Source organism: Streptomyces gamaensis, assembly GCF_042656465.1.
In the GTDB taxonomy this organism is placed as follows: domain Bacteria; phylum Actinomycetota; class Actinomycetes; order Streptomycetales; family Streptomycetaceae; genus Streptomyces; species Streptomyces gamaensis.
In genome coordinates this window covers 17,339-27,376 of record NZ_JBHSPB010000040.1, presented here as the reverse complement: position 1 = coordinate 27,376, position 10,038 = coordinate 17,339, and the positions used below count along the sequence as shown (strand labels likewise).

The 10,038-nt window shown below is 73.4% G+C and carries 8 protein-coding genes and 1 riboswitch; of the genes, 4 read left to right on the top strand and 4 right to left on the bottom strand.

Features of this window, described 5'->3' with window-relative positions; translation table 11 throughout:
- Nucleotides 1-140: 140 nt before the first annotated feature.
- Both ACFP1Z_RS32945 and ACFP1Z_RS32940 read right to left on the bottom strand, forming a co-directional pair.
- Nucleotides 141-734 carry an HhH-GPD-type base excision DNA repair protein gene (locus ACFP1Z_RS32945; protein ID WP_390321641.1) on the bottom strand — a complete coding sequence of 198 codons (594 nt, stop codon included), beginning with the start codon at nt 732-734 and terminating at the stop codon, nt 141-143.
- A 250-nt stretch (nt 735-984) separates the two neighbouring features.
- Nucleotides 985-1,455, bottom strand: a complete 471-nt coding sequence (locus tag ACFP1Z_RS32940; protein WP_390321639.1) for a MarR family winged helix-turn-helix transcriptional regulator — start codon at nt 1,453-1,455, stop codon at nt 985-987.
- A gap of 367 nt (nt 1,456-1,822) precedes the next feature.
- On the opposite strand from ACFP1Z_RS32940, the gene nicT reads away from it, so the two are divergent.
- Complete coding sequence (gene nicT, locus ACFP1Z_RS32935) at nt 1,823-2,899, top strand: Nickel transporter NicT (protein WP_390321647.1); 1,077 nt, start codon at nt 1,823-1,825, stop codon at nt 2,897-2,899.
- Between the two features lie 35 nt (nt 2,900-2,934).
- Here nicT and ACFP1Z_RS32930 read toward each other — a convergent pair whose 3' ends face one another.
- Nucleotides 2,935-3,291 (bottom strand): ArsR/SmtB family transcription factor, encoded by a 357-nt coding sequence (locus ACFP1Z_RS32930; RefSeq protein WP_390321636.1) that lies wholly within the window; start codon nt 3,289-3,291, stop codon nt 2,935-2,937.
- A 100-nt stretch (nt 3,292-3,391) separates the two neighbouring features.
- Here ACFP1Z_RS32930 and ACFP1Z_RS32925 point away from each other — a divergent pair, with 100 nt between their 5' ends.
- Nucleotides 3,392-4,372, top strand: a complete 981-nt coding sequence (locus ACFP1Z_RS32925; RefSeq protein ID WP_390321645.1) for a cation diffusion facilitator family transporter — start codon at nt 3,392-3,394, stop codon at nt 4,370-4,372.
- A 46-nt stretch (nt 4,373-4,418) separates the two neighbouring features.
- On the opposite strand, the gene ACFP1Z_RS32920 is transcribed toward ACFP1Z_RS32925, so the two are convergent.
- Entirely contained in the window at nt 4,419-5,441 is a 1,023-nt protein-coding gene (locus ACFP1Z_RS32920) for an AraC family transcriptional regulator ligand-binding domain-containing protein (protein ID WP_390321634.1), read from the bottom strand.
- A 487-nt stretch (nt 5,442-5,928) separates the two neighbouring features.
- Between ACFP1Z_RS32920 and ACFP1Z_RS32915 the strand changes: the two genes are divergently transcribed.
- Entirely contained in the window at nt 5,929-7,719 is a 1,791-nt protein-coding gene (locus ACFP1Z_RS32915) for a chloride channel protein (RefSeq protein WP_390321632.1), read from the top strand.
- A gap of 150 nt (nt 7,720-7,869) precedes the next feature.
- Nucleotides 7,870-8,043, top strand: a riboswitch (M-box (ykoK) riboswitch).
- A 310-nt stretch (nt 8,044-8,353) separates the two neighbouring features.
- On the top strand, nt 8,354-10,000 hold the full coding sequence (locus tag ACFP1Z_RS32910) for an NRAMP family divalent metal transporter (protein ID WP_390321629.1): 1,647 nt from the start codon (nt 8,354-8,356) through the stop codon (nt 9,998-10,000).
- Nucleotides 10,001-10,038 lie beyond the last annotated feature (38 nt).

Below are 10,038 nucleotides of genomic sequence, written 5' to 3'. Positions count from 1 at the left end.
CCATACCCAGGCACTTCTCCGCCTGGCCCGGCAACGCATCAACGTGCTGTTCGCGATGCTCCGCGACGGCACCTTCTACGAACCCCGAACGCCTCGCTTCGCTTGACGAAGGACATAGAGGCACCCCTCAGCCTCCCCCCTCAGCTTCCCCCTCGGCCTGCCGCCTTCGCGGCGCGCTTCATCTCCTGCTTGTACGCGCGCACCTTCGCCAGGGACTCCGGCCCCGTGATGTCCGCCACCGAGCGGTGCGCGCCCGCCTCCCCGTAGGGGCCCGCCGCTTCCCGCCAGCCCTCGGGGGCGACCCCGAGCTGTTTGCCCAGCAGGGCGAGGAAGATCCGCGCCTTCTGGTCGCCGTAGCCGGGCAGGGCCTTCAGACGGGCCAGCAGTTCCTTGCCGGTGCCGGCGTCGCGCCACACCGCGCTCGCGTCGCCGTCGTAGGTCTCGACGAGGTACCGGCACAGCTGCTGGATCCGGCCCGCCATCGAGCCCGGGTAGCGGTGCACGGCGGGTTTCTGCGAGAGCAGGGCCGCGAAGTCCTCCGGGTCGTACGCGGCGATCTCGTGCGCGTCGAGGTCGTCGCGGCCGAGCCGCTGGGCGATGGCGTACGGGCCGGCGAACGCCCACTCCATGGGGATCTGCTGGTCCAGGAGCATGCCGATGAGGGCGGCGAGGGGGCTGCGGCCGAGCAGGGCGTCGGCCTCCGGTTGCTGGGCGAGGCGAAGGGTGGCGTCCACCTTTCGATGATCTCCTCGCGGCGGCTTTCCGGCACGGTGGCGCTCCGCGCGGGGGCGTACGGCGGTGGCGCGGCTCGCCGCGTGCCGCGCCGGGCGTGTACCGATGTGTCCAGACATGTACGGGCGGTGGCGTGCGCTGACGGCTCCCCTGTGCCCGTCAGTGCGCGCCACCGCCCCGCGCGTGCGCGCCGACGGCTCCCCCGTGGTCGTCGGTGCGCACGCGCGCCCCCGTGGAGCCGGTGGTGTGGCCTCAGTGGTGCCAGGCCTTGCCGCCGGTGTTGTGGATCATCCGCTGGAGGACCTTCATCGTGGTGAGGAACTCCTCGTCGTCGATGCCGTCGTGGATCGTGCGGCGCATCTCCCGCTGCTTGGCGCGGGCCTTGACGTAGAGGTCCTCGCCCTCGGTGGTGCGGCGCAGCAGGCCGGTGGGGCCGGGGGCGATGAGGCCGCGTTCCAGCAGGCTGTCGATGTCGGGCTGGAGGGCGTCGCCGACGTCGAGGTAGCCCTTGAGGATCGAGGTGATCTCCTCGCGGCTGCGGCCGTCCCCGGCGGCCTGGTTGAGCACCCACCACTGCGGCTGGCTGAGCCCGAAGCCGGCGAGTCCCGCGCGGATGTGGGTGACGACGGCGATGTGGGCGGCCCAGGACCAGTAGCCGATGGGCTGCTCGATCAGGCCGGTGTCGTCGTGCGAGTAGCTGAAGGCCTCGGTGGGCTGCGGCATGGTGGTGTCCTCCCCGTTCGTGGTGCCGGGCCGTGGTCCCGTCCGGCGCTCAACGAACGTAAAACCTCAAGCAAACTTCGGGTCAAGGGTGGTGTGCGTCTCATCGGCCAGGGGCCGGCGAGCGGGTGGCGTACGGCCTGTTCCCGGCCGTGAGTTGGGGCTGCGGGCCTCCGGCGTGCGGTGAGCGGTCGTGCGCCGCGGGCGGGCGCCGCGCCCTCTCCCCTTGCTGCACACTCCTTGCAGCTACAAAAAGGCCGCGCCTACGGTGTGCCCTCGTTCGTACGCCCAGGGAGGGCTGCTCATGGTCACGACATCCCCCTCCGCCCCGGACACCGCCGTTCCCCTGCGCCGCCGGATCGCCGGTGCCCTGACGCGCGCCGAGTGGCGCCGCATGGGCGGGATGGCCGCGTTCGTCCTGGCGTTGCACGTCATCGGCTGGTTCACGCTGGTGGCGATCGTCGCGCCGGAGCACTACAGCCTCGGCACCAGGACCTTCGGCGTGGGCATCGGCGTCACCGCCTACACGCTCGGTCTGCGGCACGCCTTCGACGCCGACCACATCGCCGCGATCGACAACACCACCCGCAAGCTGATGCAGGAGGGGGAGCGGCCGCTGTCGGTCGGTTTCTGGTTCTCCCTCGGGCACTCGTCGGTCGTCTTCGCGCTGGCCTTCCTGCTGTCGCTGGGCGTGAAGGCGCTCGCCGGGCCGGTGCAGGACGAGAACTCGCGCCTGCACGACGTCACCGGGCTGATCGGGACGACGGTCTCCGGAGTGTTCCTCTACGTCATCGCGGTCATCAACATCGTGGTCCTCGTGGGGATTTGGAAGGTCTTCCGGGGGATGCGCTCCGGCATCCTCGACGAGGCCGCCCTGGAACGGCAGCTCAACAGCCGGGGTTTCATGAACCGGTTGCTGGGCCGGGTGATGCGCTCGATCACCAAGCCGTGGCAGATGTACCCGCTGGGCCTGCTGTTCGGGCTCGGCTTCGACACCGCGACCGAGGTGGCGCTGCTGGTCCTGGCCGGTTCGGGCGCGGCCTCGGGGCTGCCCTGGTACGCGATCCTGTGCCTGCCCGTGCTGTTCGCCGCGGGCATGTCGCTGCTGGACACCGTCGACGGCTCGTTCATGAACTTCGCCTACGGCTGGGCGTTTTCGAAGCCTGTCCGCAAGGTCTACTACAACCTCACCGTCACCGGACTGTCCGTCGCGGTCGCGCTGCTCATCGGTACCGCCGAGCTCCTCGGGCTGCTGGCCGACCGCTTCGGCTGGCGGGGCCCGTTCTGGGACTGGATCGCCGGGCTGGACATGAACGTCCTGGGCTTCGTGATCGTCGGCCTGTTCTTCGCGGCGTGGCTGATCGCCCTGGCCGTATGGAAGTTCGGGCGTGTGGAGGAGCGCTGGACCGGGCGTGTACGGGCCGGGGAGGCCGGGGCCGGGGACTGACCCCGGGCCGGTGCGCGCGGACGGCGGCCGGACGGTCAGTCGTGCGGGGGCAGCCGGCGGGCCCGGTGGTCGGCCGCGCTCAGTGCCTCCTCCACGAGCCGCCGCACGTGCCCGTGGCGCAGCGCGTACACCACGCGGCGGCCCTCCTTGCGGGTCGTCACCAGGCCCGCGAGCCGCAGCCGGGCCAGGTGCTGGCTGACGGAGGTGCGGCTGGTGCGGCAGGCCCCGGTGAGGGTGGTCACGTCGGCCTCGCCCTCGCCGAGGCGGTGCAGCAGGGCGAGGCGGGTGCGGTCGGCGAGCAGGGCGAGGATCTCCACGGCGGCCGTGTAGCGGGTGTCGTCGTCCGGCTGCTGCGAGCCGTGCGCACCTGATAGATGCATGCGTGCACTCATACGCACATAATGGGGGTGGAGAGGGCCCGCTGTCCAAGGAGGGCCCCGCCCCGACCGGAAGGCACGGACGGCCGTGACTGATCACCGGCACCACTCCTCGCTGCGGCACCGGATCGCCCACCTCCTCACCCCCCACAGCCATACGCCCGGCGACAAGGTCGACGCCGAACTGGCCGCCTCCCGCGAGGGCATGCGCGCGCTGTGGGTCTCCCTGGGCGTGCTCGGGCTGACGACCGTGCTGCAGGCGGCCGTCGCCGCCGCCTCCGGCTCGGTCGCGCTGCTGGGCGACACCGTCCACAACGCCGCCGACGCGCTGACGGCCCTGCCGCTGGGCGTCGCCTTCCTCCTCGGGCGGCGGGCCGCGAACCGCCGCTGGACCTACGGCTACGGGCGCGCCGAGGACCTGGCCGGCGTCGTGGTCGTGCTGACCGTCGCCGTCTCCTCGGCGGTGGCCGCGTACACGGCGGTCGACCGGCTCCTGCACCCGCGCGACGTGGAGCAGTTGTGGGCGGTGGCGCTCGCGGCGCTCGCCGGCTTCGCCGGGAACGAGTGGGTGGCCGTGCACCGGATCCGTACCGGCCGCAGGATCGGCTCCGCCGCGCTCGTCGCCGACGGACTGCACGCCCGTACCGACGGCTTCACCTCCCTCGCCGTGCTGCTCGGCGCGGGCGGCTCGGCGCTCGGACTGCGCTGGGCGGACCCGGTCGTCGGGCTCGCCGTCACGGCCGTGATCCTCGTGGTGCTGCGGGGCGCGGCCCGGGACGTGGGCCGGCGGCTGCTGGACTGCGTGGACCCCGCGCTCGTCGACGCCGCCGAACGCGCGCTGCGCGCGGTGCCCGGGGTGCGGGACGTGGGGCGGATACGGATGCGGTGGCTGGGGCACGCGCTGCGGGCCGAGGCCGACATCGTCGTCGACGGGCGGCTGAGCGTGGTCGACGCCCACGCGCTGTCCGTCGCCGCCGAGCACGCGCTGATCCACGCGGTGCCGCACCTGACGGCGGCGACGGTGCACACGGACCACCTGCCGGTCAACGGGGCCGATCCGCACGCGGAGTTGGCGCACCACGGCAGCGCCCGCTGACGCAGGCCGCCCCCGTACCGTACGTACGGTCCCGTCGGGCTACGCGCTACGCGCTCCGCTGCTCCTCCGCCTCCTCGTCCCCTTCCTGCCACCGCCGCATCGCCCGCCGCAGCGAACGCGGATCCGCGTAGCCGAGGCGGCCCGCGAGTTCGGTGGTGCCGGTCGTGCCGGCGGCGCGTTCGGCCTGGCGGCGGCGGGCGGCGTCCAGTTCGGCGCGCCAGGACGTACCGGACTCGGTGAGCCGGCGCTGCAGGGTGCGGCGGCTGACGGCCAGCCGGCGGGCGACGGTGTCGAGGGCGGCGCTGCCGTCGGTCAGGCACTCGTCGACCAGATGCCGGAAGCGGCCCTCCCAGGTCGCGGGCGGCGGCGGGGGCAGGGTCTCGGCGTAGCGGCGCAGGACGGCCGCGAGGCCCGGGTCGGCGCCGGGCACGGGCCGGGCGAGGTCGGCGGTGCGGAAGGTGAACGTGGTCCGCGGCATGCCGAAGTCCACGCTCTCGTGCGGCGCGTAGCCCTCCAGGAACGAGCGGTGGTCGCGCGGCGCCGCCTGCTGCAGTCCGACGCGCACGGGCCGGACGGCGTCGGTGGTGACCGTACGGGCCCGGGTGCACAGCACGAGCGTCGAGAACTGCTCCGACAGCTCCAGGCCGCGGCCCTCGCCGTGCACGTGCTCGAAGGCGAAGGTCGTCTCGCGGTCGTCCTCGGCGACCTTCAGCAGCCGGGCGTTGGTGGTGACGGAGTGCAGATAGCGGACGCTCGTGTCGAAGCCCTCGCCGATCGTGCGGCTCTGGGCGAAGAGGTAGTCGAACAGGCCGAGGTCGCCCAGGCGGTAGCGCTCGGCCATGGCGAGGGTGACGTGCGGGACGCCCAGCGCCCGTTCGGTCTGCTCCCACACACCGAGGGTGAACCGGGTCGGGATCATCGTGTCGTCCGCGTCGAGCAGCCAGCCGGGCACGCCGGCCTCCCGGGCGATGGCGTACGGGTCGGCGCCGTCGGCGTCCGCCGAGGCGAGCAGGAACTTCGACACCGCGACGCTGTCCCGGTAGGCGTCGCTGTCGCACGGCTGATCCATGGCGGACATCATCACGGATGTGTGGCGCGTGGGGTACCCGGGATGGCGCGCTGTGTCCTTTGCCTCAGTGAATCGCCGTTCCATGCTGAGGGCCTGCCTGGCCAGGAGCCCTCCGGCCCACTGACCACGGGCCGCTCACGAAGGCGCCGGGTGCCGCCCCACCGGCCCCGGCGGCGGGGGAGCGCGGGCGGGTACGGGGGTTCCGCCCGCGCTCCTCCGGGGGGACCGGTCATCGGCTCCGGTCCGCCAGGGAGCGCAGATTCCCGCGCGGGCGCACGCCCCCGGGCGCGCACCACGCGACGGTGTCCAAAAACAGCGCAGAGAACGCCTCAACGCCCGGCAAAGCGGGCCGGGTCCGGCACGGGGCGTGCCGGCAGGGCCTGAGGTCCCGCGCTCACCGGCCTGCCGACAGGCCGGAATCCGCCACGGTTTCGCCTCTTGACCTGATTCGCATACTGCGAATCAGCCACTGGGAGGGGGACGTTCGATGGCCGGAGCGTGGAGGCGGGGCGGACTGCGGGGTCCCTGGGGGACCGGGCTGCTGGCCGTGGTCACCGGGGCGGCGGCCGGGTGCGGGGCGATCGGGTTCTTCCGGCTGACGGAGCTGCTCACCGTGCTGTTCACCGGGCACCCCGATCACGTCACCGCCGACCGCGCCGCGAACCCGCACCTCCCCTGGCTCGGCCCGTACGTCCTGCTGCTGGCCCCGGTCCTGGGCGGGCTGCTGTACGGGCCGCTGGTGCACCGCTTCGCGCGCGGCTCGCGCGGGCACGGGCTGCCCGAGGTGATGCTCGCCGTCGCCCGGCACGGCGGGCGGCTGGACCCGCGCGTGTGCGCGACCCGGGTGCTCGCCTCGGCGCTGTGCATCGGCTCCGGCGGCTCGGTGGGGCGGGCGGGGCCCATCACCCAGCTCGGCGCCGCCCTGGGGTCGGCGTTCGCGCGCGCGGCCGGGCTCGCCGAGGGGCGGGCGCGGCTGCTGGTGGGCTGCGGGGCGGCGGGCGGGATCGCGGCGACCTTCGACGCCCCGCTGGCGGGCGCCTTCTTCGCGCTCGAACTCATCCTGAAGGACTTCGGCGTCGAGGCGTTCGGCGCGGTCGTGCTCGCGGGGACGGCGGCCGCCGTGCTCGCCCGGGCCGCCCTCGGCGGCACCGACTACCTCGCGCTCCCCGACCTGCCCGCCTTCCGCATCGACCACGGCGCGCAGCTGCCCGCGTTCGCCCTGCTCGGGGTCGCGGCCGGGGTCGTGGGCGTGGTCCTCACCCGCACCCTGTATCTGACCGAGGACCTGTGCGACCGCCTGTGGCGCGGCCCGCTGTGGCTGCGCCCCGCGGTGGGCGGGCTGCTGCTCGGGGCGCTGCTGATGGCGCTGCCGCAGCTGTACGGGGTGGGCTGTCCGACGGCCGAGCAGGCCGTCGGCGGCGGTATCGGCCCCGGCCTGCTGCTGCTCCTGCTCGTCGGCAAGATCGCGGCGACCAGCCTGACCTTCGGCATCGGCGGTACCGGCGGGCTGTTGGCGCCGATGCTGTTCATCGGCGCCGTCTTCGGGGCGGCCTGCGGCAATCTGGCCGAGCTGGTGCTGCCGGGGGCGGCGGCCGGGAGCGGCACGGTCGGCGCGTACGCGGTGGTCGGCATGGGCGCCCTGCTCGCCGGGGCCGCGCGGGCGCCGATCACGGCGGTCCTGCTGCTGACGGAGATCACCGGCGGCTACGCGGTGGTGCTGCCGCTGCTGATCGCCGTGGTCGCCGCGACCCTCACGGGCCGGCTGCTGGCCCGCGACACCATCGACACCCTCAAGCTGCGGCGGCGCGGCATCGACCCTGCCGGTCTCGCCGTGCCGTCCGGCGGGCCCCTCGCCGCGGGGACGGTGGGGGCGGCCATGGAGAGCCTGCCCGCGCCGCTGCCCGCCGGGACCCAACTGGCCGACGCGGCCTGGGTGCTGGGCATCGGCGGGCACGGCGCCCTCCCGGTCCTCGGCGCGACCGGCCGCTATCTGGGCACCGTCACCGCCCGTACGCTCGCGCAGGCGCTCGCCGAGCCGCCCGACGTCGACGGCCTCGAACCGCCGCCCACCGCGGGCCAGCTGGCCACCTACCCCGTGCTGCTGACCCCGGTGATGCCGCTCGCCGAGGCCCTGCCCGCGCTGGTGTCCGCCCCCGGTGCCGCCCTGCCCGTCCTGGACCCGGCCACCGGCCGGCCCGTCGGCTGGCTCACCCACCGGGCCGCCCTGCGCGCGCTGGAGCCGGAGGCGACCGGGGCCGCCCCGGCGGGCGCCCGCTGAGGCCGCGGTGGATCGCGTCGGACCCTGTCGGATCGCGTCGGACCCTGTCGGACCCTGTCGGACCCCGTCGGACCGCGTCGGACCGCGTCAAGGTTCGGTCAAGTAGTTGCGTCGATGTGCAAGTACAGGGCTAGACTGCATGCGTTGCAGGAGGCACCTCGTTCGGTGAGGCGTCTGTACGGACACAGGCCACTGACCCCACGACGTCGAGAGACGCCCAGGGTCAGGACAGGTCTCCCCGGCCCAAGGGGTGACCCCAAGTGGCTTCCCCGCCCAGGGGATTACGCCGTGCAGTGCCAAAGCTCTGACGAGTTGGGGTGAACCGGCCGTCGGGTCCGGTCCGCTCCTTGCCGAGTCCGTATGGCGCCGCGCGGTGCGCCCCGGCCCGGGAGGAGGCGAGAGAAATGGATTGCAGTCACAGTAGTCCGGGCCGTCGACGGCCCCGTCTCCGCCTGTCCTCGTATCGCACCGGCACGCGGTAACCACCTTCTCTGCGCGCGCCGTTGGCGCCTTTCCGGCACCCGTGCGGCCTTGATGCCGCCGCGGGACGCCGCCGTGCGCGCCGACGCACGCGGAGGGGATGGCTGCCGCGGGCCCACACCTCCCCCGATCGGGGGGCACGGGAGGTCCCGTCATGACCGACACCATCGCCACTCCGGCAGCTCCGCAGCCACGGGCCGCCGTACTCGACGACGCCCACCTCGGCGACATCAAGGGCGCCCTGGGCACCATCAGGGTCGGCGACGACGCGCCGCGCAAGGGGATATCGGCGAAGCTGAAGACCCTGCTGGCCATCATCGGGCCGGGCCTGATCGTCATGGTCGGCGACAACGACGCCGGCGCCTTCGACACCTACGGCAACGCCGGGCAGAACTACGGCACGAGCCTGCTGTGGACGCTGCTGCTGCTCGTCCCGGTGCTCTACGTCAACCAGGAGATGGTGCTGCGGCTGGGCGCGGTCACCGGCGTCGGGCACGCGCGGCTGATCCTGGAGCGGTTCGGCAAGTTCTGGGGCGCGTTCTCGGTCATCGACCTGTTCCTCCTCAACGCCCTGACGATCGTCACCGAGTTCATCGGTGTCACGCTCGCCGTCGGCTACCTCGGGCTGCCGAAGACGCTGAGCGTGCTGGTCGCGGCGGTCGTGGTGATCGCCGCCGCGACCACCGGCTCGTTCCGCCGCTTCGAGCGCACGGCGGTCCTGCTGTGCGCAGGATCGTTGCTGCTCATCCCGATCTACTTCATGATCCACCCGAGCACGTCCACGATGGCGCACGACTTCGTCGTCCCCGGCATGCCGCACGACGCCAAGCTCGCCGACGTCATGCTGCTGATCATCGCGATCGTCGGGACGACCGTGGCGCCCTGGCAGCTGTTCTTCCAGCAGTCCTACGTCATCGACAAGCGCATCACTCCGCGCTTCATGAAGTACGAGAAGGCCGACCTGTGGATCGGCATCGTCGTGGTCATCCTCGGCGCCGCCGCCATGATCGGCTTCACCGCGGCGGCCTTCGCGGGCACCCCGGAGGCCGGGAACTTCGAGGACGCCGCCGGGATCGCGAAGGGCCTGGAGGCCCACGCCGGCAAGCTCGCCGGGGTGCTGTTCGCGATCGCCCTGCTCGACGCCTCGATCATCGGCGCCTCCGCCGTGTCGCTGTCCACCGCCTACGCGCTGGGCGACGTCCTCGGCCTCAAGCACTCGCTGCACCGCGGCGTGCGCGGCGCCAAGGGCTTCTACGCGATCTTCGCGGGCGTCATCCTGCTCGCGGCGGTCATCGTGGTCGTCCCCGGCTCCCCGCTCGGCCTGATCACCACCGGCGTGCAGACGCTCGCCGGAGTGCTGCTGCCCTCCGCGACGGTCTTCCTGCTGCTGCTGTGCAACGACAAGGCCGTCCTGGGCCCCTGGGTCAACGGCCGCTGGACCAACGCCTTCACCTCGCTGGTCGTCGGCGTCCTGGTCGTCCTGTCCATCATCCTGACCGCGTCGGTGACCTTCCCCGGCATCACCTCCGGCGCGATCCTCGACATCATGGCCGTCTGCGGCGTCGCGGGCATCCTGGCCATCGGCTACGCCGAACTGCGCCGCCGGCGCAAGGGCTGGGCCCTGGCCGCCCCCGTCGACCGCCGCGGCAAGGAGAGCTGGCGGATGCCGCCGCTCGACGAACTGCCCAAGCCCGTCATGTCCACCGGCCGCAAGATCGGCATGAGCGCCCTGCGGCTCTATCTGCTCGCCGCGATGGTCCTGGTCGTCGTCCACATCGTGCAGGTCGCGCTGGGGAACTGACCGTACGGGTCCGGCGGCCCCGCCCGCGCCGCCGGACC